A 24011-nucleotide genomic window follows, 5' to 3' on the forward strand; every position below is an offset into this window, starting at 1 on the left:
CTCATAAGGAGTTGATACAATGATAGCCAGAAAAGGCGATTGGGTTCAAATATATTTTGTAGGATTAAATCCACAGCAAAGAGCTGCTAATCTTCCAGAGGACACAAAACGTGTTCCTCTGGAAATTAGAATAAAAGGTTTTCTGTTAAATGATGAAGCGAATATTGGAGATATTGTAAAGATAGAAACGCCAGTTGGAAGAGAAGTTGAAGGGAAATTGGAAGAAATATATCCTGAATATAAACACAACTTTGGAAAACCTGTAAAAGAACTTTTAGAAGTGGGAAAGCAATTAAGAAATATGATCGAAGGTGATCAGCAATGAGAGATATGAGTTATGATGCAGTAATGGCAAGAAAAAATGAAATAATGAAACAATCAGTAGGAGTAGATTATACAAAATACGAAATAGAGGGAATAGCCTTTGATTATGAAGCAATGATGAAAGATGCTGGATATTCAATTGAAGAAATAAGAAAAATACAGCTTGAAACAGGTGTTGGAAACACACCTCTTGTAGAATTAAAGAATATAAATAAATTAATAAAACAAATAGCTCCTAAAGGAAAAGGTGCAAGAATATTTGTAAAGGATGAAGCAACAAATCCATCAGGCTCGTTTAAAGACAGAAGAGCATCTGTTAGTGCATACAGAGCAAAAGTTATGGGATACAAAGGAGTAATGGCTGCTACAAGCGGTAATTATGGTGCAGCAGTTGCATCTCAGGCTTCAAAAAGAGGATTAAAATCAATAATTGTTCAAGAATGTTTTGACAGCAGAGGAATTGGACAACCAGAAATCCTTGAAAAAGCAAGAGCATGTGAAGCATATGGTGCAGAAGTTGTGCAATTAAGTGTTGGACCCGAACTCTTTTACTATTTCCTCGTTCTCCTTGAAGAAACGGGGTATTTTAATGCTTCACTTTATACACCATTTGGTATAGCTGGTGTTGAAACATTGGGATATGAAATAGCAGAACAATCAATGAATCAATTTGGAAAGTATCCTGATGCTGTTGTTATTACTCATGCTGGTGGTGGTAATGTAACAGGAACAGCCAGAGGATTGAAAAAAGCTGGTGCTGTTAATACAAAAATTATAGGTGCCAGTGTGGATCTTCATGGATTGCATATGGCATCAGATACAGACTTTAACAAAAAATCATTTACAACAGGTCATACAGGATTTGGAATACCATTTGCAACATTTCCGGATAGATCAGATGTTCCAAGAAATGCCGCAAGACCTTTGAGATATATGGATGAATATGTGCTTGTAACTCAGGGTGAAGTCTTCTATATTACAGAAATGCTTGCAAATATAGAAGGTATGCAGAGAGGACCTGCCGGGAACACATCATTAGCTGCTGCATTTGCATTGGCAATGGAAATGGAAGAAGACCAGATAATTGTTGTAAACGAAACAGAATATACAGGTGCAGGTAAATTGCCTTCAGCACAGCTTACATTTGCAAAGGAAAATGGTATTGAAATAAAATTTGGAGATCCAATTGAAGAGGATAAACCAGGTAAAAACATAGTATTGCCTGATCATCCATCAAAGTTAAAGGTAATAAAATATCCAATAGAAAAAATGAGAAAATCATATATAAAAGAATTAAAAAAGAGATTTGGAAAAACAGAATTTACAGAAAAGGAAATTGAATTTATTGCAGAAGATTTGAGGATTTCTACAGAAGAAGTGAAAAACCTTATTAAGGAGGTATTGAGCTAATGGAACCAAGAAAATCAGATTTTGAAGAAAGAGCAAAACATTTAATGAATATGTCCGATGAGGAATTAGATAAATATTTCTGGGATCTTGTTGAAAAAGTAGTAGATCCTCTAATTGAATTAGCTTCAACACATACATCACCATCTGTTGAAAGATCTGTATTATTGAGAATGGGTTTTAACAGTATGGAAGCAAAAGCATTAGTTGATAAATTCTTTGAAAAGAATATACTTGGCAAAGGTGCTGGAAATATTGTATATACAATAGCCAAAGAACATAATATTGATTATATACAGGCAGGAAGAGACTTAATTGCAGGAAAATACTGGGACGATGTGGATAGAATTTTTATTCATGGAGGCGATAAATGATGAAATTAGAGCCTAACAAAAAATTAAATGTAGAAGAAATCTTAAAGGATTTAGATAAATACAGACCAAAAAGAAAAGGTTGGACATGGAGAAAAAAATTACCTCCAAGAACCAAAATAGGAGAATTTGAATATTATGAAGTAAGCGAACCTCTAAAAAACTTTGTTGCATTACCAGCAGCACATTATTTCAACAATATTGATCCACAACCACAGGAAGTAATTACATCAGAAATTGCTTCAGGTAGATTTGAAGAAGATATAAGAAGAATGAGAATGGCCGCATGGCATGGTGCAGACCATATTATGGTTATTAGAACATTAGGTCAAAGTCATATGGACGGTTTAATTGAAGGAACACCAGAGGGTATTGGTGGTATACCAATTACAAGAAAGCAATTAAGAGCTTCAAGAAAGGCTCTTGACTTAATAGAAGAAGAAGTGGGTAGACCTATAAACTTCCACAGTTATGTTTCTGGTGTTGCAGGTCCGGAAGTTGCTGTATTATTTGCTGAAGAAGGTGTAAACGGAGCTCATCAGGATCCACAATACAACGTATTATACAGAGGCATTAATATGATCAGATCATTTGTTGATGCTGCTGTTGCAAAAAAGATTATGGCATCGGTTGATATGCTTCAAATTGACGGAGCTCACAATGCAAATGCATCAGCAAAATTTGCATGGAAGGTTATGCCAGAATTGTTGGTACAACATGCAATTAACTCATTATACTCAGTAAAGGCTGGAATGAAAAAAGAAAATATCGCTTTATCCACAGTTCCGCCAATAGTTTCACCAACACCAGAATTTAGATTAAACTTCGTATATGCAATAACAATAAGGGAATTATTCAAAGATTATAAATTTAGGGCACAAATGAATACAAGATATATAGAATCCGATCTCTTTGACGCAACAAGAATACACGTATTGGATACATTAATTTCCAGATTAACAAAGGCAGATATACAATCAACAATTACACCAGATGAAGGAAGAAACGTTCCATGGCACATTAACTCTATCCGTGGTGTAGAAACTGCAAAACACACATTAATTGCTTTAGACGGCATTAAAGAAATGGTTCAGATTAACTGGGATAATGTAAGAGACAAAGTTAGAGAATTAAAGATGAGAGCTATATTAATGCTCGAAGAAATAATTGAAATGGGCGGATACTTTGAAGCTGTTGAAAATGGAATGTTCGTTGACAATGGCGAATATCCAGAAAGAATGGGCGATGGTATTGTAAGAAAGAAAGATGGAGGAATTGGAGCAGGTTCTGTTGTTCCAAGAGACAAAGACTACATGGCACCTGTATGTCACCACTTTGGTTATAACAACCTTCCAGAAGGTCTTGAAAAGCCATGTGACTTAATTGGTGGATGTACATTATGTAATCCTGATAAGATCCAATACATAGACGAACTTGATGAAGAGGATAATGTATATAAGAGACTTGAAAAAATAAGGGAATACAGAGAAAATAACTTAATCAAACCAGAAGTAGAATGGAGTTATGACGGTTACATTCAGCTTGATATGACAATTCCTGAATCACCAGAATATGCAGAAGCAGCCGCTCTTGAAATCTGTAAGAGAATGGGACTTGAAGACGCACAGGTTATTGCAAAAACAGTTCTTCACCCAACAGAAGGAACATATCTTGAGTTAAAGGCAAAAGTACCATTTGCTATTAAGAAGGACGAACTTGTATTGCCTAAAAAAGCAGAAGTAATGTCAGATGATGAATTATTTGAATTCTTTGCTAAAAACAAGGTAAAGGTTGTAGCTGGTACAGTTGGTAATGATGAACACAATGTTGGTATCAGGGAAATTCTCGATATTAAACATGGCGGTATAGAAAAATACGGTATAAAATATGAATATCTTGGAACAAGTGTTCCACCAGAAAAATTAATAGATGCTGCAATTGAATTTGGCGCACAGGCTGTACTTGCTTCAATGATTGTTACACATAATGATGTACATGTTGAAAACATGAAAAAATTGCATCAATTAGCAATAGAAAAAGGTGTAAGGGATAAATTGTTATTAATAGTTGGAGGAACACAGCTAAATGACGATTTAGCAAAAGAAAATGGAATGGACGCAGGATTTGGAAGAGGAACAAAAGGAGCTCATGTTGCAACATTCATTGCAAAGAAATTAAAAGAAAAAATGGAAGAATAATATAAAACCCCTCTGCACCACTGCAGAGGGGTTGTTTTTTTCTGTAATTTTCAAAATAACAACCTATTTTTTATCATTTCTTTTATTATTTTCATTTTTTAATGGCAATTTCATTACTATATAAGATAATTTTATTATCGCAACCAATATTACAATTGAAAAGAGCAAATTCAAAATATTTATAAAACTTGTAAAATTAAAGTCCATTATACTCCCCCCTAATAATTTATTTTATACGTTCCTGAAACACTTACATCATATGAATAAAGTTTTATTAAATTTTGTATTAGCAAATATAAATTTACAGTTCCACTTCCTCTCAAAGTTGCGGATTGCTTATCCGAACTTATTTCTACAGAAGCTTTTGGATATTCTAATTTTGCTGCTAAGGTCCATCCGGTTAAAGAACATCTTTCATTTGAGTAACTTAAAATTTCTCCAAATGAACCATCTTTAAAAATTTTTAAGTCTGCCATTACATTAAAATATATATTTGCGATATTAAGATTATTCTTAGTTATTTTTTTTGAAAATTTAGCAGTATAATAAGAAGTATATCCTTTTGTAGTTAGTTTATTTGTCAATTCAAATCTAACATTACTTTTATTCAAATTTGTTTTTGAAATTTCTTTAAGCAAATATTCCAATTCAAAAGAATTTTCTACTTTAATCGGTATAATGTTTTTTGGAATTTCATCTTTTTTTATAGTTTTTAAATTATATCTATTTGAAATTTCATCTATTCTCTTCATTTCATCAATTTCATTATTTGTTATACAAGAAGCAAAAAATAATATAAACATAAATGAAACCAACACAATTATTAATTTTTTCACAAAAAAAACACTTCCGTACAAAGATTACCAAAAATACGTTTATTCATACAATCCCTCCTGATTTTTATATTTTTATCTGGCGCCAGAAATTAATTTTTATTAATTATAAAGTCCTTTTACAAAATTGTTGAGAAAGTGATAAAGCATAGGTGAATATATTGATTTAGACTTTTTAAATGAATAATAATAAATTATTGCAGAGATAAAGACAAATAATTTCCCATCTAACAATGTATATTGTTCATGAACGACAGCAAAAATAAATGCTGAAATAAAACAAATTAACTTATTATTTTTAAATATAATTTCCAAAAAACTTATCACTATTAATCTATATAATATTTCTTCATATATAGGTGCCCAGGTTATACTCATTAAATCTATTGAAAAAAAAGCATTAAAATCAAAATTTTTAATCTTTATATATATTCCGAAAAGATAAAATATCAATATAAATAAAAGCAATTTATCTTTAAATATAATAGTAAAATTATTAAATTTAAAATAGAATTTTAACGTTTCATCGCCTTTTATTTCAATATAAACCGCTATAAGATATAAAAGAAACATTATAGCCCAAAAATATGAAATAGTAGAAGTGATTCCAACGTAAGCTATAGCAATAATGTGAAAAAATATTATTATTTTTATTCTAAATGACTGATTTTCCATATTATTTATCATAAATTTTCACATTTATAGTATTTTTATATTTTTTTTAATTATATCAAAAGAAAAAAAGAAATCAATACAAATAAAAAATTTTACCTTATATTTCCAATATTTAAATTTATAATTAATATATCAACTGATTAAATAATAACAATATAATATGGATGCATCGCAACATTTATTGCAAAGAAATTAAAAGAAAAAATGGAAGAATAATATTATAGAAATAACAAAAAAAGACCCAAATAATGGGTCTTTTTTTGTTGGGGTGGCATGTGGGATTTGAACCCACGACATCCTGATCCACAGTCAGGCGTTCTACCACTGAACTAATGCCACCATCACTAAATAAAAAAAGGTGGCGCGCCCAGAGGGACTCGAACCCCCAACCCTTGGATTAGAAATCCAATGCTCTATCCTATTGAGCTATGGGCGCTGGAGCGGCCGACGAGACTCGAACTCGCAACCCCTGGCTTGGAAGGCCAGTGTTCTACCAATTGAACTACAGCCGCACAGAAAAACCGCCACCTTCTGGTCGGAGCGACTGGGATCGAACCAGCGACCTCCGGTTCCCAAGACCGGCGCGCTACCATCTGCGCTACGCTCCGCCACTTACCGTCTTCATTCGACGTCCGAGAATTATAATACCACAAAAATCAAATTCTGTCAAGTTAAAAATTATTTCAAGTTTTTTACAAGTTTATAGCTCATCGAGCTGTTTTACAATTTTTTGTAACACATCAGGCTCTTCATAAAAGGAAACTACCTCACCATCTATTGTTTCTATAGTTAAACAAAATGTTTCAAGGTGCGGTTTATGAAGGGTTCTGAGCCTTCTGTTCGGCATAAATAAATCACGTATTTTTACGTAGTATAATTCTTGATTGCTTTTTATATCATATAGATTATAACTTTTTATATCTGATTTATTTATAATGCGTTTATAATAATCGCCATTTGGCATTTGAACAGAAAAAGCGATTTTTCCATCTTTTATACCTAAAATGCTTCCTAATAACTTTCCAATTTCTTCTATTGAAGAAACTTCACCACGACCAAAAAATAAATGATAGAAATTCCAATCTTTTTCATTTTCACCGCTTTCTGATAAATATTCTTTTAAAATATCAATTTTTTTCTCATCATTTGCTGCAACAAGAAATATAATAGCTACTGTTATTAAATAAGCAAGTATAAATAAGTTAGTAAATCCAAATAACAATGCAATAGCTTCTGCTGCTATAATTGTTCCTGCCAAAAAGGAAAATACCTGTTTTCCTTGAAGTTTTAATATTCTATAGAATATTATAAAAAGTATTAATGAAACACCGAAAAAAGCCCAACCTTTTATAAAATACTGCAATAATGGGGTTAATCCAAATAATATTGCTAAAATACTATAATTCATTTTCGTACCTCCTATTTTCCTACGCAGAAATTTCCAAAAATATTATCAAGAAGTGTTTCTGTATAATCTTCGCCTGTTAATTCATTTAAAGATTCGATAGATTTTCTTACATCAAACATTATAGCATCATTGGTAAGACCTAAATGAATACCATTTAGAGCATTTTCAATAGAATCGATAGCTTTTTTAACAGCGTTTTTTTGTCTTTCGTTAGTGAGGGTATACTCTTTTGTAATTACCACATCTTTTAATTCGTTATAAATAAGATTTTCTAATTCCTGGATTTCACCATTTGCAGCGGAAATTTTCACTATTTTATATTCCTTCCATGGGATATCAATTTTATCGGTATTTTTTATATCTGATTTATTTATTACAATTACAATTTTTTTGTCTGTATAGTTTTTTATTTTTTCAAAGATTTCAAGATCATAATCTTCAATTCCAGTGGAATTATCAAGAACAAATAATATCATTTTTGATTCCTCAATAGCTTTTAACGAACGTTCTACGCCTATTTTTTCTACAATATCTCCTGTTTCTCTAATTCCTGCTGTATCAATTACTTTTATATATATACCTCGAATGTTTAAATTTTCTTCTATAGTATCTCTGGTTGTTCCAGGAATATCAGTCACTATAGCTCTATCTTTTCTTAAAAGTGCATTTAAAAGTGTGGATTTTCCAGCATTTGGTTTTCCAACAATAGCCATTTTAATTCCTTCAACTGCTGCAATTCCGTTATCAGCATTTTCATATAGATAATTGAGTTTTTCTTTTACAGAATTAAGGGAATCCAAAAATTCAAAGTTGTCAACTTCAAAATCATCAGGATAATCCATTTCAACTTCAATTCTTGCCGCAATATTGTATAAGACGCTTTTTAATTCTTTTATATCTTTTGAAAGCTTTCCGTCTATTTGACTTGCTGCAGCTTTTAAGGAATATTCTGAGTTAGCGTGTATCATTTCATTTATAGCTTCAGCTTTTATAAGATCCATTTTTTTGTTCATTACAGCACGTTTAGAGAATTCGCCAGGCAAGGCTTCTCTTACACCTAAAGATAAGATTATATTTAATATTTTTTTTGTAAGGAGAATACCACCATGTCCAAATATTTCGAGCATATCTTCGCCTGTGTAGCTTTTTGGTCCCTTATGATATACCCACGTTACTTCATCAATTAATTCATTATTTTGTTTTAGAAAACTATAATACATATATTTGGGTTTTGGATTTTCCATATTAAATAGTTCTTTAATAACTTTAATAACTTTATCACCAGATAGTCTTATTACTGAAATTGCTCCAGTTCCTGGAGGCGAAGAAATTGCAGCAATAGTATCAAAAATCATATAACCACTCCTTGAAAAATTTCTGATTTATTATATCATATTAATGTAGTTTCTTTTTTTAATATTATAATTTTTTATTGTAAATATAGATTTACTGAAATTAAATCATCTTTTATATTAAAGTTATTTTAAAAGTAGAAAAATAATATTCTCTCAGACGACAAGAATTTCTGATCTTTGTTCTATAAAAAACACTCCTAAAAAGGTTCATTCAGGCGGTGAAATTTCTTATTCCTCACTCCAATATTGCTTGCCGCCGCCGCTCAGACATCGCCTCCTGCGCTGCTTCGCTAAAAATCACATCCGTGTGATTTTTACGGCTCACGCAATATCTCCGTTCGGGAAATTTCAAGCCTTCATTCACCTTTTTACTCGTGTTTTTTATGTTTTACTTATATAATAAAATATAATAAGAAATAAGAAAATAGAAATAATAATATGAGCGAAAACTTGAAAATTCCGAAGAGAAACAACTATGATTGAGAAAAATAAAAACGAACGAAAACTCGCAGGTTGCCCGAGAAAATCACGAATGGAGGCTGTCAAAAAAACAGGATGTTTTTTTGAGCGCAGCTTCTGCAGGGATGCAGAATCTAAGCGACAGCCGGGAATGAGTGATTTTCGAGGATTAGCAACCAAGTTGTTTGAGGGAGTTTTTATTTTTCTCAATCAACAACACAAAAGGACGAACATGGATGTGAGTCTGCAACAACCGGTGGGAACAAGAATTTTTGAGGATTAGTATCGAGCTCCAAGAGTAAATGTTTTTATAAAGTTTCCTAATAAATATTTTTTTACTTTAATTTCAGTAAATCTATATTATTGACAGAAAAAAGAATTTTTGATATAATTAGCTTAACGAAATATGGGGGTGGAATTATGTTAGAAGGGAAATTAGTGAAATTAAGAGCTTATTCAAAAAATGATTTAGAAAAGGTTCTTGAATATATTAATGATGAAGAAGTTAGAAAGAATTTAATGCCGGGGATTCCTTATCCTTTTAGAATGGAAGATGAAGAAAAGTGGTATGAAAAACTCAATCCTTTTGGTGGAGGAAAGTATGATTTTGCTATTGAATTAAAGAAAACCGGAGAATATATAGGTGGTTGTGGGGTAAATGAAATAGATTGGAAAAATTCTGTAGCTACTGTCGGAATTTTTATAGGGAAACCTTTTTTTAATAAGGGATACGGAACAGAAGCTATGAAGTTGCTTGTTGATTTTGTTTTTAAAGAAATGAATATAAATAAAGTGAAGTTGCATGTTTTTAGTTTTAATCAAAGAGCGATAAAATCATATGAAAAAGTTGGATTTAAAGTTGAAGGAATACTAAGAGAACAAATTTTTAGAGAAGGAAAATATCACGATGAAGTAATAATGGGGATATTGAGGAAAGAATGGAATAAATAAGGCGCTACCTTTAAGGTTGCGCCTTATTTATTGCGAATATAGTGCTTCCAGAGCCGCTCATTAAAGAAAATACAGATTTTTTTGACATATCATATTTTATTTTTTTTAGTTCAGGATATTTTTTAAATACAACCTGTTCAAAGATATTAAACGCATTTTCTCTGGCTAACATAAAATTTTTTTCTTTTAATGCTTCATAAAGCTTGTATGGATCTCCATATCTTTGTAATTCATTCCAGTTATTGTCTATTTCACCATACATTTCCGGTGTTGAAACATGTATTCCTGGAAAATTAAATTCAAAATTAAGGTTTAATGGATTAAGAAATGTAAGTTTATCCCCGATACCTTCAGCAATTGCTGTTCCACCAAATATTAAAAATGGAACATCACCACCAATTTTCGTACCGATTTCAATAATGTCTTTATCAGAAATATTATAATGTTCTTTTAAAAATTTTAATACAGCTGCAGCATCAGCACTTCCACCACCAATTCCGCCACCTTGAGGAAGTTTTTTTTGCAATTGAATTTTGAGATTAAATTTATATCCTGTGAGTTTTTTAAATGTATCAATAGCCTTTTTTATAATATTCTTTTCCCAGGGAAAATTCAATTCTGGTTCTGAGTGAAATTCTTCTTTTTCTGAAAATTCTATTTCAATTTCATCATATATTGGAATTGTCTGGAATAATGTGAGTATATCATGATATCCATCTGATCGTTTATTAACAACATCAAGATAGAGATTAACCTTGGCATATGCTTTAAATAGCATTAGATCACCTCTAAAGCTTTTAATGCTATTTCAGACCAACCTTCAAATTTTCCATCAAAATTCTTTAATTCCTTTTCTGATATCCAGGTTTCTTCAAAATTTTCTTTTTCTTTTATTTCAGCTTTTGTTATATATGCAATGAACAATATTCCAAGGTGAACTCTTGAAACTGATGTGGTATCATCAAGTATTAATCCCACGTATTTTAATGATTTGATCTTTTCAATATCTGTTTCTTCATCTAATTCCCTATTAAGGCCGTTATAAAATGTTTGTTCAGGGTTTTCAGATTCATCAACGGGATTTATATGACCGCCAATTCCCACACTATATAAATTATGCAATCTTTTTTCTGTTTGTTTTTTTGTTCTTTTTACAACAAGTATTTCATTATTTTCATTTTTTAAAACAACATATGGAATAATTTGTTTTTTCGATTCATCATTTTCAGCTATATCTCTATCTATAAAGTATGCATTTTTAAAGATTTTTTCAAGAATGGTTTGTTCAACTACTGCAAAACTGTTATCAAATTCAATATCGTTTAGGACTTCATTATCTATAACCCAGACTTTTTCTTTCATTCCACAACCTCCACAGTGATGTTTTGATTGGTGTAAATACATATTTCACCGGCAATTTTTAATGCTTCTGTAGCGATTTTTTCTGCATCGAGATCGGAATTTTTAAGTAAAGCTTTAGCTGCTGCAAGTGCATATGGTCCTCCTGAACCTATAGCCATAACGTTTTCTTCTGGTTCAATTACTTCACCATTTCCAGAAATTAATAAAAGATAGTTTTTATCAGCAACGAGTAACATAGCTTCTAATTTTCTTAAAATTTTATCAGTTCTCCAATCTTTTGATAATTCAACGGCAGCTTTTAAAAGATTTCCAGCGTTTGCTCTGTATTTTGCTTCAAAACGTTCAAATAAAGCTAATGCATCTGCAACAGAACCTGCAAACCCGGCAACAACCTTTCCTTCACCCAATCTTCTAACTTTTCTTGCAGTTCCTTTAAATATAGTATTTCCAAGAGTTATTTGTCCGTCTCCAGCAATTACTGTTTTTCCGTCTTTTTTTACTCCTACAATAGTTGTTCCTCTAAATTCCATACTTTCACCTCATTTTTCTATTATTTATTAATATACTCATTTTTAATTAATTCGTAAAGAATTTTGCTTATAATTTTATTAATCAACAATACAAATTATATCACAGGAGGGGTAAAGATTATGAAAAAAGTATTTTTATTTTTGGCTATGACAGTATTAATATTTAACGTGGCATTTTCAGCAAAAACTGTTTTTAACATGTCTGTTGTGTTTCCAACATTAAGGGATTTGGATGGAAGAATGGAAGGAATTTTGTCTTTTAAAAGTCCATCTGAAATAAAATATGGATTTGCTTCAGGTTTTTTTGTACCTTTTATAAAATACAATCTTTTTGATTTAAATGGTACATTTGATTTTGCAACTTCAATTAATACATTGGAATATAAAACAGAATTTTCTGTGATTTATACCTTTGGAAAAAGAGAAGCTTCAATGTTTATTGAACAACCTATTACTTCTGATCTGGAATATTCCACAAAATATGGAATTAGATTTTTTGTAGAAGGGCTCAATGAAAATGTGATTATATCAACAACATTAAAGGATATTTTTGTTGGTTTTACGTATTGAGGTGTAATTAATGTATAAAATTCTTGTAGTTGAAGACGATAAAAGTATTTCAAGGTTGTTAGAACTTGAATTGAAACATGAAGGATATATTGTAGAAGTTGCTTTTACAGGAAAAGAGGGGCTTGAAAAGTACGAGGAATTCAAGCCCGATGTTATTATACTTGATTTAATGCTTCCTGAAATAGATGGTATTGAAGTTGCTGACTCAATTAGAAATTATGATCATAATGTTGGAATAATTATGCTAACTGCAAAAAGCGATCTGCCTTCGAAAATTGAAGGATTAAAAACAGGTGCAGATGATTACATGGTAAAGCCTTTTGAAATAGAAGAGCTGGTTGCACGAATAGAAGCATTATTAAGAAGGCTGGGAAAACATGAAAGTATGAAGGTTGGGAATATAGAAATGGATCTTGAAAAAATGGAAGTGAAGGTTAATGAAAAAGTTGTAAACTTAACACTTACTGAATTCAATCTATTAAAGTATTTTATGCAGAATAAAAATGTGGTAATATCAAAAGAAAAATTACTTGAAGAAATATGGGGATATGATGATCTTGAAAATATAAATCTGGTAGAGGTATATATTAATTATTTAAGAAAAAAGCTTGGAAAAGAAGGAAAAAAAATAAAGACAGTAAGAGGTGTTGGTTACGTATTTAAAGAGGATTGATAATAAAAAAAGTGTGGTCTGGAGCCTTACATTTATATATACAGGAATTATGATAGTGGTTTTACTTGCTATCATATTTTCTCTTCGATATTTTGTTGAAAAATCATCTGTGAAAACTTATGCCATTTATTTAAAACAGCAGGTTGAACGTTTTTCAGACACGCCTCAACACTTTATGGGAAGAATGATGTCAAGACCTTCGCTTTTAAAGGATGCTGAAAGATTGAAAGCAAGCTTGTTGGCTAATAAGGTTGTTATCCTGGATGGCATTATTGTAAATGACCCATATGGAATAGTAGATGAAAAATTATTTAATATGAAAGAAAAATATGCTGTATATGAAAAAGATGATATCTATTATATTTTTATAAAAACAAAAATTTTTGATAATTCAGATTTGATTATAGGTGGGCCATCCCTTGAATATACAGCATTATTGAAAACATTTAATTCTATGGCACTTAATTTAAGTTTTTTGAGTATTTTAATATCGCTATTAGTATCGTATTACTTTGCTAAACGTTCTCTTAAACCGTTATTGATTATTTCTGAAGAAATAGCGGAGATTAATGTTGAAAATTTAAATAAACGAATGCCAGAGCAAAATTATTATGAATTTGACAAGTTGACTCAGAATATTAATTTAATGCTTGAAAAAATAGATGAAGGTTATAAGTTGCAGAAACAGTTTGTATCTGATGTATCTCATGAATTAAGAACGCCGCTTACATCTATTATTGGATATATAAAATTAATAGAACGTTGGGGAAAAGAGGATAAACAAATTTTTGAGGAATCACTTGAAAATATAAAAAACTCTGCAGAGTATTTAAAAGATATGGTTGAAAATTTATTATTGCTTACTAAAAATGAAGAAGATATAGTTTTTGAAGAATTAAATGTAAAGGATGTAGTAGAAAAGATTATAAATATATATAAAAACGAGGATATAAATATACATTATGAATTAAAGGATTTATATGTAAAGACAAATAGTAATTACCTTGGAATTATAATAAAAGTTATTCTTGAAAATGCTATAAAATACACAAAGCAAAATAATAAAAACAATGTATATATAAAAATGTATAATTCTACAATTGAAATTATAGATGAAGGGCCTGGAATTCCTGAAGATGAGATTAATAAAATTTTTGAGAGATTTTATAAATCTGAAAAATCAAGAACAGGTAAAGGATTTGGGCTTGGATTATCAATAGCAAAGAAATTAAGTGAAAAATTAGGATTAAAAATAGAGGTTAACAGCATTCTGGGTAAAGGAAGTTCATTTAAGATTAAATTTTCTTGAAAATTTTGTTTTTTTATTTTTTTGTTGTATAATGATATTAAGAGGTGAAAATATGAGAAGTATGACAGGTTATGGAAGAATAGAGAAAAATATAGGTAATTATAGTTATACTGTTGAAATAAAATCTTTAAATGGAAAGCATCTAAATATTAAAACAAATCTCCCCTGGATATATTCTTCACTGGAATTAAAAGTAAATGATCTTCTAAAAAAGAATTTTAAAAGAGGATCATTAAGTGTATATATTGATATTAGACTTCTTCAACCCAAAAGTATTATAAAAATAGATAAGCCATTAGCAAAATCTTACTACGATGCATTAAATGAACTTGCACAATATCTCCACCTTAGTGATAGTCCATCTCTTGATTTACTGGTAAAATTTAAAGAAATAATGAGGTATTCAATTGATGAAGAAGAATTATTGGTAATATGGGAAGGTCTTGAAGAGGCTGTTAATATTGCTATAGATAAGGTTATAAGTGTTCAGGAGTCTGAAGGTGAAAAGATTAAAGGGGTTATTCTTGAATATGTAGAAGAAATAGAAAAATTAACTACATTAATAGAAGAAAAAAGCGGAGAAATGAAGGAATATTATAAAAATAAATTAAAAGAATCATTAAAAGACCTGGATTTAAATATTGAATACAATAAAGAAAGATTGGAATATGAAATAGCCTTAATTCTTGAAAGAGGAGATATTACAGAAGAAATCGATAGATTAAAAATGCATACCAAGAAATTTAAGGAAGTTGTAAATTCTGAAAAAGAATCAATAGGCCAGAATCTTGATTTTCTTGCCCAGGAAATGCATAGAGAATTTAATACAATAGCTTCTAAATCAAAATTAAAAGAAATTACAGCTTTTTCGCTTGATGGAAGGCTATATGTAAATAAGATAAAAGAGCAGGTTCAAAATATACATTGATATAAAACAAAATATTCGGAGGTGTGTGTATGTACGGATTAATTAATATTGGTTTTGGTAATGTTGTAATTGGTGATAGAGTTATCGCTATTGTTAACCCAGAATCTTCACCATTAAAAAGATTAAAGGATATTGCAAAAGAAGAAGGAAAATTAATTGACGCAACATATGGAAGAAAAACAAGAGCTATTGTAATTACTGATAGTAACCATATCATATTAAGTGCTATACAACCTGAAACAATTAGTGGAAGATTTATGCAGAATTTTTATGATGTTGAAAGTGCTCTTGAAAAAATCAGGAGAGAGGTTTATTCTAAATGACAAAAGGAATACTTTATGTCGTTAGTGGGCCAAGTGGAGTAGGTAAATCTTCAATTATAAAAGAAGCAATGAAAAGACTTAAGGGATTTACTTTTTCCATTTCATATACAACAAGAAAACCTCGTCCTGGCGAAGTAAATGGAAAGGATTATTTCTTTGTAGATGAAAAAACATTTGATGAAATGGTAAAAAATAACGAATTTCTTGAATATGCCGAAGTGCATGGTCATAAATATGGAACATCAAAAAGTTTTATAAAAGAAAAAATCAATGAAGGTTTCAGTATAGTCCTGGATATTGATGTTCAGGGTGCATTAAATGTGGTAAAACAAATGAGAAAAGAAACAGTTCTTATATTTATTGCACCACCATCATATTCTGAATTAAAAAAGCGTCTTTTAAATCGAGGAACAGAAAAGATGGAAGATCTTAAAAGACGTCTTGAAGATGCAAAATGGGAATTATCTAAAATAAATGAATTTGATTATCTAATAGTAAATGAGGATTTAAACGAATCAATCAACCAATTAATTTCAATATTTATAGCTGAACAAATAAAGACTGAAAGGGTTACCGAACATCTTGGTAATTATTCATTCTTTAAATTTGAGGAGGAATGAGTATGTCAATGGATTTTAACTATGATAAAATAATGGAAAAAGTTGGGTTCAAATATGTTGTGCCAATTATGGTTGCAAAAAGAGTACAGATATTAAAAGATGAAGGTTTTGATGCGACATCAAAACCACTTGTAGAGACTTCTGACAATAACCTTGTTACCATAGCTTTTAAAGAAATTGAGAAAGGACATGTAAGATTAAAAAACAAAGATAGACTTTCTGACTTAAAACCAGAGGTGAAATAGTGAAAAAAACTTTACTATTTACTTTTTTAATCATTGCATTTATAGCAAGTGCTATTAATTTTGATATAGGTATGTCTATATTAACAGGGAAAGATAATTGGAATATGGGATTGCGTCTGGGATTAGACGAAAATAACTTTGAATTTTTAACAGATATTTCATATGTAAATGAGCCTGAATTATCTTTTATAACATTAATAGATGTAAGTACTTCTATTCTTAAAATAAGCGATACCAGTAATATAAATTTTGGTGTTGCATGGTTTAATGATAGAATTACAAAAGATGCAACAGAAAATAGAAGTATTTATCTTTTATATTCAGGATTGAAATTAAATATGGAAAATATAAGTTTAAAAGCAGGGTTTGGTTATCCGCTTTCACAGGAAACATATTCCACTAATTTAAGCGATTATATGTTTTTTAAGATAACTTATATAGTTCCACCACCAGAAGATTTCATAGATGATTTAAAACTTGAATTTAGATTTTTAAATGGAAGAAAGGATTTTTCAATATATTTTTCGGAGCCAATACAATGAAAAAAGGATATATTCTTCTTGAAAGTGTAATATCTTTGATGATACTATCAATAATATCAGCAATTGTCCTTGCAATTAGTGCAAGGACAATTGTTATGTATAAAGAGATTTTATATAAAGATTTTAAAAGACTTAATGCAGAAAATTCAATTTTATCATTGTTTAAATTATTAAAATACGATATAAAACCTGAAACAATAGAATTTAAAGAATACAGTCTTACTAAACAAATGATATTTTTAAATAATGAAGATAAACCAGTAATAATAGAAAAATATGGAAATGATTTAAGTGTGGTGTATATCAATGAAGCCGGTCAAAAAACTAGAGATTATTTATATAGAAGTGTAAATATGTCAGATTTAAACTATCAAAACAAAATAATGAAATTTAGATTTGATAATTATGAATTAAATATATATTCTGAGGAGTGGTAAAATGGCAAATCCAATAATTGAGGCATACAAATTATTACAGGAAAAAATAAGAATTGAAAACATGAGAACATATCTTGAATTGCTTGAATCAAAGGTTTCCACAGTTAAAGCAAAATCAATACAGGAACTTTCTAAACAAAAGGTTGAAGTAACTCATATAGAGGAAATGTTAAAAGACCATAATGCAAATGTACGTCTTTCTGCGTTAAAATATCTGGAAAAAATGGGGAAATTAAGATGCGACTTATTAGAAGAATTGTTTACAGATATTTCTCCGGTAATAAGAAAAGAAAGTGTAAAATTATATTTAGCTCTTGGATGTGAGAACTTTGAAAAAATATATCCTCTTTCAAAAGATCCGGATTTCAAGGTTAGATTTCAATTGGTTAATTCATTTATAGAGTTCTATCCAGAAGATATAGAAAAAATAAAACCTTATTTTAAAGATGAACCTAATGCGCAAATAAAAGTATTGTTGGATTATAGCGATTCAATAAACGATAGCCTATTATCAGAAGAAATATCCATGACATTAAAAAAGTTATTGTTAAAACGATTTTTTGAAGCGAATGACTCTGTTACTGTATATAATGCATTAGGTGAGGCGTATTTAAATGCATCAAAAGAGATAAAATTATTGATAATAAAATATATGTCTGCATTGCCGTGTGAAATATCGAAGAATTTCTTTACAAAGAATATTGAAGAAGAAAAAGATATAGATTTATTATATGAATTGGTTAATAAAGGTAAGAAAATATGCGGAAATGATATAGTAGAAGATTGGGTAATAGACGAATTTATAAAATCAGAAATTCCTAAAATTAAGAATTTTGGATTTAAACTTGCAGCAGATAAGGATGATATGAATTATGTAGATTATGCAAGGGAAATATTGGATACCGTAGAAGATGAATTTTTGAGCGGTGCGGTAAGTTATCTTTTACATTTTCTTGATTATACATTACTTGATAAAATTCCAGAGTTTTTAGAATCACTTTCAGTAAAGAGAAAAGGTTATGCATTGCAAATAATAAGAAAATTAAAGGCAGAACAATTTTTAATGGAAGTTTCTAAAATCGCAGAAAATAAATCATATCCAGTTAATTTAAGGAAAAATGCCATAAATATATTAAAAATATTAAAAGCAAACAATTTCTGGGAAACACCATATAATATTTTAAAAGATGAAAATGAAAATGGTGCTTTAAAATTAGCAGCATTAACAACACTTTTAAAATTAAATCCAGAGGTTGTTCCAAGTGTTCTTGAATGAGATATTTCCAAATAAATGTATTTCCTGCGGGAAAAAAATACCTTTCTATGAATTTCTTTGTATTGAATGCAAAGAAAAGTTATTTGATCCTTCAATAACAGTATTAAATAACACAATTATATACCATTCCTCGTTTTATGAGGAAACAATGAAAAGAATAGTACAGGAATTCAAATTTCGTGAAAAAATACATTATGCTGATTTTCTTTCAAAAATGCTATTAAAAACATATAAATATTTTAAAATAGATTTTTCAAATGAACCAGAAATATTATATATTCCGTCAATAAAACGTCATTATAAAATAAGGGGATATAATCCTGTAAAGGAAATTGCAAAGAATTTTTCTAAATATACAGGCTTTAAAATAAATCATGCAATTTCAGTAAAAAAAGGGTATAATAAATCCCAGGTAGAAGCTAATACGATTGAAGAAAGAAAAAAGCAAATAAAAGGAAAATTCGTATTGGTCAGTGAGTTAGAAAAAAAAGATTATATACTAATTGATGATGTTTATACGACAGGTGCTACAATAGAAGAGGTATTAAATATACTAAAAGGTAAAATTACTGTTATAACTCTTTGCAAAAATGTAAAGAAATGAATTTGTTCATAATGTTGAAAATCTGGTTATTACAAATAATTAAATATAGTTATAAGAAAAATTTTTAAATATGCTCTTGTTTGCTAAAAAAAAATATATGATAGAATTTAAATGACAAAATTCTATCGGAGGTCATAGAAATGATAATAGACAAAAAACTATCCATGTTGCTTGAAAATGATGAGCCCAGCATTCAAGAGTTAAGAAATATTGCCAAAAATATGGGCATTAAATTAAAAAGATCAATGAGAAAAAAAGATATTATAAAAGTTATAAAAAACAAGCTATTACAATTGAAGGAAGAAGGATTAATTACAGATCCAACGGTTATGAACAGTTTTACAACGAAGTCAATTAATAAAAATTCTATACTTAAATACGGGAAGAAATTAAATAAAAATATTCTTGTTATTACAAGTGTAAATGCAAATTGGGTTCATGCATTTTGGGAATTTTCAAATGAAATAATAGAAAAATTAAATAAAATTTCTGAAAGTACAAAACTTATAATGAGATTTTATGATATAACAGGAATAGAAATGGATATAGATGTACCTCATAGAACATATGAATATCCAAATGATTTAAAAGAATATACAAACTACTATTTTTATTTACCAGTTCCTAACAAAGAATACATTGCAGAATTAGGGTATTTTACACAGGAAAAAGAATTTATAGCGATAATTAGAAGTAATAGAGTGAAGATGCCATCTGATAAGCCAAATTTTTCAGAATCAGTATATATGTATAATTTAAAAACTGGTAAAAAAAGAAAAATAAAGCATAAAAAAGAATTTAATATAATTGAAAAAATTTCCGGAGTCTCTAATGGAAATATGATATTTTCTCAATTGGGAGATAAACCCCCTATATCAGGTGGAGGATCATTTATCTGGAACTTGTATTCTTTAAATAGGGGGATAAAGAAATGAAAAAAGGAAATATATTATTTGTTTTACATTCACATCTTCCATATGTAAGACATCCGGATTATGAAGAGTTTATGGAAGAGAGATGGCTTTTTGAGGCTATAACAGAAACATATGTGCCATTAATTCAGATGTTTAAAAAGCTTGAACATAGAGGAATAGAATTTAAATTAACAATGAGTTTTTCGCCTACATTAATTGAAATGTTGAGTAGCATTGATTTACAGGAAAAGTATGTTCGTTATTTAAAAAAGATTATAAAACTTGCAGAAAATGAATATATAAAAACAAAAGATGAAGAGATACAAAAACATAAAATGGCAGACTATTATCTAAATAGGTTTAAAGAAATTCTTGTTATATTTGAAAGAGAATATGAGAAAAATATTCTTGAAGCATTTAAAGAATATGCAGAAAAAGGTTATCTCGAATTAATTACCACAGCAGCAACTCATGCGGTTCTTCCAATATATCAGGAATATCCTGATATAGTTAAAATGCAGGTAAAATATGGTCTTGAAACATTTAAAAAAGCATTTGGATATTATCCAAAAGGTTTCTGGCTTCCTGAATTAGCTTATTATGAAGGACTTGATGCAATATTAAAGGAATTTGGAATAGAATATACAATACTTGAAAGAGAAGCTCTGATACACGGTGAAAGTTATCCACTGTATAATGTATATAATCCAATAATGACACATGAAGGATTATTTGTATTTGGAAGAGATAAAGAAAATAATTTTGAGATTTTTGATCCGGAATATGGATATACATCGGATCCAAGATATAGAGAATTTTATAGAGATATAGGATTTGATAGGGAATATGAGTATATAAAAGATTATATTGATAAAAGTGGAGTAAGATGCAACACAGGAATAAAATATCATAAAATAACAGGAAAGGAAAAAGAATTATTCGAAAAAGGATTATATGATATAGATGAAGCATATAGCGTTGTAAAAGAACATGCAAAAGATTTCGTTGAAAAAAGGAAAAAACAGTTAAAAAAGCTATCTAACGAATATCCAGAAATAGAACCAACAATGGTTTATGCATTTAATACAGATTTTTTTGGGCATTGGTGGTATGAAGGAATTATTTTTTTACAAAAAGTTTTTGAAAATCTTGATGCAGTAGAAAACTTAAATGCAAAAACGCCAATGGAAATTTTAAATGATATAGAAGAAATTCAAATGCTTTCACCTTCAAAATCAACGTGGGGAATAAACGGATATTTTGAAGAGTGGATAAATGGCAATAATGATTGGATATATCCGGCAATATATGAAATGGTTGAAGTTTTGAAAAAGAAAATTAACAATAAATTTACAGAGCAGGAAAAACGTGTTTTGCAACAAATGATAACAGAGCTAATGCTTACGCAATCAAGTGATTGGGCGTTTATTATAAGTTCAGGGACGACAGTAGAATATGCCGTTAACAGAATCAAAACACACGTGAAACGTTTTTTTGAACTTAATGAAATGCTTGACAGTGGAAAAATTGAAAAAAATAAGTTAAAATATTATATGTGGGTAGATAAGATTTTTGAGAACATTGATTATAGTAAAATAATGTGATCAATTTTGAAAGGAGGGCATAAAGTGCCAGAAAAATACTTTGAAATCAGATGGCATGGAAGAGCTGGTCAGGGTGCAAAAAGTGCTTCTCAGTTTTTAACAGAAGCTGCAGTAGAAGCAGGAAAATACTCAACAGCATTCCCAGAATACGGTGCAGAAAGATCAGGAGCACCAATGAAAGCATTTAACAGAATTGCTGATGTTCCAATTAGAATAAGAAGCGGTATTGAAAATCCAGATGTTGTTGTTGTATTCGATGATACTATGTTAGGATTGCCAGATATTACAGCTGGTCTCGGTGAAGATAAGATTATGTTGGTTAACACAGTTATGTCACCAGAAGAAGTAAGAGAAAAAACAGGATTCAAGGGAAAAATATATACAATTCCAGCAACAGATATAGCATTAGAAGAAATAAAAAGAGGTATTCCAAATACAGTTATGATTGGAGCTCTTGTTAAATTGACAAATGTTGTTCCAATGGAAGTTGTAAAGGAAAAGGTTAGAAAAACATTTGAAAAGAAATTCTCCGAAGAAGTAGTTCAAGCAAACTTAAGAGCTGTTGACCGCGGTTATCAGGAGGTGAAAGGCGATGCCTAAATACGATAGCTGGAAAGAAATGCCAATTGCTGGTGTAATAGATAAACCAGCAACAGCAAGAGAATACAATACAGGTACATGGAGAGTAATGAGACCAATTGTAGATAAAGATGCATGTATAAATTGTATGCAATGTTGGTTATACTGTCCAGACATGGCAATAGATGGAAAAGTAAAAGAAGATGGAAAAACAGAAATGATAGGCTTCAACTACACATATTGTAAAGGTTGTGGAACATGTGCAGAAGTATGTCCTGTAAATGCAATTACAATGAAGCCTGAAACGGAATTTTTAAAATAAGGAGGTTGAATATAGATGCCTAAAACATTAGCAATTACTGGTGCAGCTGCAGTTGCTCATGCAATGAGACAGATAAATCCAGATGTTGTAGCTGCATATCCAATAACACCACAGACTCCAATAGTTGAATATTTTGCACAATTTGTTGCAGATGGAGCTGTTGATACAGTAATGGTACCTGTTGAATCAGAACACTCAGCAATGAGTGCTGTTGTTGGTTCAGCTGCAGCAGGTGCAAGAACAATGACAGCAACAGCAGCAAACGGTTTAGCATTAATGTTTGAAATTGTATATATAGCAGCATCAATGAGATTACCAATTGTAATGCCAATAGTTAACAGGGCTTTATCAGGTCCTATTAATATACACGGAGATCATTCAGATGCTTACGCTGTAAGAGATGCTGGATGGATTCAGTTATTCTCAGAAAATTCACAGGAAGCATATGATATGACAATTATTGCTACAAAATTAGCAGAAAGAGAAGAAGTATTAACACCTGCAATGGTTAACCTTGATGGTTTCATTACATCACATGGTGTTGAAGGTGTAGAAATTTTAGATGACGAAGTTGTAAGAGACTTTGTTGGAATTTGGGAACCAAAATATCCATTATTAGATATTGATAACCCAATTACACATGGGCCATTAGACTTATTTGATTACTATTTCGAACATCATAGACAACAACAAGAAGGTTTAAAAAATGCTTACAAAGCATTACCTGAAGTATTTGCAGAATATGAAAAGATTTCAGGAAGAAAATATGACTTCTTAGATTTATATAGAATGGAAGATGCTGAATACGTAATGGTTGTTATGAATTCAGCTGCATCAACAGCTAAATATGTTGTTGATGAATTAAGAGAAAAAGGAATAAAAGCTGGATTAGTAAAACCATGGGTATTCACACCATTCCCAAAGAAAGAAATTTTAGAAGCTCTTGATGGTAGAAAAGCAGTTATGGTACTTGATAGAGCTATGTCATTTGGTAAAGAAGCACCATTATATTCATTGATAAAATCAGCATTATATGAAGCAAAGGAAAAACCAATGATAGGTTCATATGTATATGGTTTAGGTGGAAGAGATGTAACACCACACATGTTACACATTCCATTCGAAGACGCAATGAAAGGCGACCTTGATCCAAACGAAGAAAGATATCTCGGTTTAAAAGAATAATGGAGGT

At 30.0% G+C, this 24011-nt stretch carries 29 protein-coding genes and 4 tRNA genes; 21 read left to right on the top strand and 12 right to left on the bottom strand.

Annotation, left to right across the window (positions count from 1 at the left end; genetic code table 11):
• Window positions 1–19 precede the first annotated feature (19 nt).
• Genes ortA through oraE form a run of 4 tightly spaced genes read left to right on the top strand, consistent with a single transcriptional unit; the run spans window position 20 to window position 4300 of the window.
• Window positions 20–325, top strand: coding sequence for a 2-amino-4-oxopentanoate thiolase subunit OrtA (gene ortA, locus MARPI_RS07540; RefSeq protein ID WP_014296999.1), 306 nt, complete (start codon window positions 20–22; stop codon window positions 323–325).
• Window positions 322–1734, top strand: coding sequence for a 2-amino-4-oxopentanoate thiolase subunit OrtB (ortB, locus tag MARPI_RS07545; protein WP_014297000.1), 1413 nt, complete (start codon window positions 322–324; stop codon window positions 1732–1734). The genes ortA and ortB overlap by 4 nt, the downstream gene beginning before the upstream one ends.
• On the top strand, window positions 1734–2105 hold the full coding sequence (locus MARPI_RS07550) for an ornithine aminomutase subunit alpha (protein WP_014297001.1): 372 nt from the start codon (window positions 1734–1736) through the stop codon (window positions 2103–2105). Before ortB ends, MARPI_RS07550 begins: the two co-directional genes overlap by 1 nt.
• Window positions 2102–4300 (top strand): D-ornithine 4,5-aminomutase subunit OraE, encoded by a 2199-nt coding sequence (oraE, locus tag MARPI_RS07555; RefSeq protein ID WP_014297002.1) that lies wholly within the window; start codon window positions 2102–2104, stop codon window positions 4298–4300. The genes MARPI_RS07550 and oraE overlap by 4 nt, the downstream gene beginning before the upstream one ends.
• 63 nt (window positions 4301–4363) lie before the next feature.
• On the opposite strand, the gene MARPI_RS11145 is transcribed toward oraE, so the two are convergent.
• From MARPI_RS11145 to mnmE, 9 genes are all read right to left on the bottom strand, one after another.
• Window positions 4364–4507, bottom strand: coding sequence for a hypothetical protein (locus tag MARPI_RS11145; RefSeq protein WP_014297003.1), 144 nt, complete (start codon window positions 4505–4507; stop codon window positions 4364–4366).
• 11 nt (window positions 4508–4518) lie between these two features.
• Window positions 4519–5136: a hypothetical protein gene (locus tag MARPI_RS07560; protein WP_014297004.1), complete on the bottom strand. Its 618-nt coding sequence runs from the start codon at window positions 5134–5136 to the stop codon at window positions 4519–4521.
• A gap of 99 nt (window positions 5137–5235) precedes the next feature.
• Window positions 5236–5820: a CPBP family intramembrane glutamic endopeptidase gene (locus MARPI_RS07565; RefSeq protein WP_014297005.1), complete on the bottom strand. Its 585-nt coding sequence runs from the start codon at window positions 5818–5820 to the stop codon at window positions 5236–5238.
• Between the two features lie 252 nt (window positions 5821–6072).
• Window positions 6073–6147 (bottom strand) — tRNA-His (locus tag MARPI_RS07570).
• 20 nt (window positions 6148–6167) lie between these two features.
• A tRNA-Arg gene (locus MARPI_RS07575) sits at window positions 6168–6244 on the bottom strand.
• Window positions 6245–6320: transfer RNA gene (locus MARPI_RS07580), tRNA-Gly, on the bottom strand.
• A 20-nt stretch (window positions 6321–6340) separates the two neighbouring features.
• A tRNA-Pro gene (locus MARPI_RS07585) sits at window positions 6341–6416 on the bottom strand.
• Between the two features lie 92 nt (window positions 6417–6508).
• A complete protein-coding gene (locus tag MARPI_RS07590) occupies window positions 6509–7216 on the bottom strand; it encodes a hypothetical protein (protein ID WP_014297006.1) in 708 nt (235 codons plus the stop codon).
• A gap of 11 nt (window positions 7217–7227) precedes the next feature.
• The gene (mnmE, locus tag MARPI_RS07595) at window positions 7228–8571 is read right to left on the bottom strand and encodes a tRNA uridine-5-carboxymethylaminomethyl(34) synthesis GTPase MnmE (protein WP_014297007.1); all 1344 of its coding nucleotides are present in this window, start codon (window positions 8569–8571) and stop codon (window positions 7228–7230) included.
• A gap of 879 nt (window positions 8572–9450) precedes the next feature.
• Between mnmE and MARPI_RS07605 the strand changes: the two genes are divergently transcribed.
• Window positions 9451–9981 carry a GNAT family N-acetyltransferase gene (locus tag MARPI_RS07605; protein ID WP_014297008.1) on the top strand — a complete coding sequence of 177 codons (531 nt, stop codon included), beginning with the start codon at window positions 9451–9453 and terminating at the stop codon, window positions 9979–9981.
• Between the two features lie 10 nt (window positions 9982–9991).
• On the opposite strand, the gene ispE is transcribed toward MARPI_RS07605, so the two are convergent.
• From ispE to hslV, 3 genes are read right to left on the bottom strand one after another with little or no spacing between them, the layout of a single operon-like run.
• Window positions 9992–10759, bottom strand: a complete 768-nt coding sequence (ispE, locus tag MARPI_RS07610; RefSeq protein WP_014297009.1) for a 4-(cytidine 5'-diphospho)-2-C-methyl-D-erythritol kinase — start codon at window positions 10757–10759, stop codon at window positions 9992–9994.
• Complete coding sequence (locus tag MARPI_RS07615; RefSeq protein WP_014297010.1) at window positions 10759–11343, bottom strand: NUDIX domain-containing protein; 585 nt, start codon at window positions 11341–11343, stop codon at window positions 10759–10761. The genes ispE and MARPI_RS07615 overlap by 1 nt, the downstream gene beginning before the upstream one ends.
• Entirely contained in the window at window positions 11340–11873 is a 534-nt protein-coding gene (gene hslV / locus MARPI_RS07620) for an ATP-dependent protease subunit HslV (protein WP_014297011.1), read from the bottom strand. The genes MARPI_RS07615 and hslV overlap by 4 nt, the downstream gene beginning before the upstream one ends.
• 120 nt (window positions 11874–11993) lie before the next feature.
• On the opposite strand from hslV, the gene MARPI_RS07625 reads away from it, so the two are divergent.
• The 16 genes from MARPI_RS07625 to porA all read left to right on the top strand — a co-directional run bounded on the left by MARPI_RS07625 (window position 11994) and on the right by porA (window position 24004).
• Window positions 11994–12443 carry a hypothetical protein gene (locus MARPI_RS07625; protein WP_014297012.1) on the top strand — a complete coding sequence of 150 codons (450 nt, stop codon included), beginning with the start codon at window positions 11994–11996 and terminating at the stop codon, window positions 12441–12443.
• 10 nt (window positions 12444–12453) lie between these two features.
• Window positions 12454–13116, top strand: a complete 663-nt coding sequence (locus MARPI_RS07630) for a response regulator transcription factor (RefSeq protein ID WP_014297013.1) — start codon at window positions 12454–12456, stop codon at window positions 13114–13116.
• On the top strand, window positions 13091–14425 hold the full coding sequence (locus MARPI_RS07635) for a sensor histidine kinase (RefSeq protein WP_041638569.1): 1335 nt from the start codon (window positions 13091–13093) through the stop codon (window positions 14423–14425). Before MARPI_RS07630 ends, MARPI_RS07635 begins: the two co-directional genes overlap by 26 nt.
• Window positions 14426–14477: 52 nt before the next feature.
• Window positions 14478–15353, top strand: coding sequence for a YicC/YloC family endoribonuclease (locus MARPI_RS07640; protein WP_014297015.1), 876 nt, complete (start codon window positions 14478–14480; stop codon window positions 15351–15353).
• A 29-nt stretch (window positions 15354–15382) separates the two neighbouring features.
• Complete coding sequence (locus MARPI_RS07645; protein WP_014297016.1) at window positions 15383–15676, top strand: DUF370 domain-containing protein; 294 nt, start codon at window positions 15383–15385, stop codon at window positions 15674–15676.
• Window positions 15673–16296 carry a guanylate kinase gene (gene gmk, locus MARPI_RS07650; RefSeq protein ID WP_014297017.1) on the top strand — a complete coding sequence of 208 codons (624 nt, stop codon included), beginning with the start codon at window positions 15673–15675 and terminating at the stop codon, window positions 16294–16296. The genes MARPI_RS07645 and gmk overlap by 4 nt, the downstream gene beginning before the upstream one ends.
• 2 nt (window positions 16297–16298) lie before the next feature.
• On the top strand, window positions 16299–16541 hold the full coding sequence (locus MARPI_RS07655; protein ID WP_014297018.1) for a DNA-directed RNA polymerase subunit omega: 243 nt from the start codon (window positions 16299–16301) through the stop codon (window positions 16539–16541).
• The gene (locus MARPI_RS07660) at window positions 16541–17083 is read left to right on the top strand and encodes a hypothetical protein (RefSeq protein ID WP_014297019.1); all 543 of its coding nucleotides are present in this window, start codon (window positions 16541–16543) and stop codon (window positions 17081–17083) included. Before MARPI_RS07655 ends, MARPI_RS07660 begins: the two co-directional genes overlap by 1 nt.
• Window positions 17080–17520, top strand: coding sequence for a type II secretion system protein (locus tag MARPI_RS07665; protein WP_014297020.1), 441 nt, complete (start codon window positions 17080–17082; stop codon window positions 17518–17520). The genes MARPI_RS07660 and MARPI_RS07665 overlap by 4 nt, the downstream gene beginning before the upstream one ends.
• 1 nt (window position 17521) lies before the next feature.
• Window positions 17522–18796: a HEAT repeat domain-containing protein gene (locus MARPI_RS07670; RefSeq protein ID WP_014297021.1), complete on the top strand. Its 1275-nt coding sequence runs from the start codon at window positions 17522–17524 to the stop codon at window positions 18794–18796.
• A 148-nt stretch (window positions 18797–18944) separates the two neighbouring features.
• A complete protein-coding gene (locus tag MARPI_RS10795) occupies window positions 18945–19400 on the top strand; it encodes a ComF family protein (protein WP_148265163.1) in 456 nt (151 codons plus the stop codon).
• 140 nt (window positions 19401–19540) lie between these two features.
• Window positions 19541–20335 (top strand): DUF4912 domain-containing protein, encoded by a 795-nt coding sequence (locus tag MARPI_RS07680; protein WP_014297023.1) that lies wholly within the window; start codon window positions 19541–19543, stop codon window positions 20333–20335.
• Window positions 20332–21918, top strand: coding sequence for a glycoside hydrolase family 57 protein (locus tag MARPI_RS07685; RefSeq protein ID WP_014297024.1), 1587 nt, complete (start codon window positions 20332–20334; stop codon window positions 21916–21918). The genes MARPI_RS07680 and MARPI_RS07685 overlap by 4 nt, the downstream gene beginning before the upstream one ends.
• Window positions 21919–21942: 24 nt before the next feature.
• Window positions 21943–22518 (top strand): 2-oxoacid:acceptor oxidoreductase family protein, encoded by a 576-nt coding sequence (locus MARPI_RS07690; protein WP_014297025.1) that lies wholly within the window; start codon window positions 21943–21945, stop codon window positions 22516–22518.
• Entirely contained in the window at window positions 22511–22819 is a 309-nt protein-coding gene (locus tag MARPI_RS07695) for a 4Fe-4S binding protein (RefSeq protein WP_014297026.1), read from the top strand. The genes MARPI_RS07690 and MARPI_RS07695 overlap by 8 nt, the downstream gene beginning before the upstream one ends.
• Window positions 22820–22834: 15 nt before the next feature.
• Window positions 22835–24004, top strand: coding sequence for a 2-ketoisovalerate ferredoxin oxidoreductase subunit alpha (gene porA, locus MARPI_RS07700; RefSeq protein WP_014297027.1), 1170 nt, complete (start codon window positions 22835–22837; stop codon window positions 24002–24004).
• Window positions 24005–24011 lie beyond the last annotated feature (7 nt).

The sequence above is a fragment of the Marinitoga piezophila KA3 genome (assembly GCF_000255135.1).
Lineage (GTDB): Bacteria > Thermotogota > Thermotogae > Petrotogales > Petrotogaceae > Marinitoga > Marinitoga piezophila.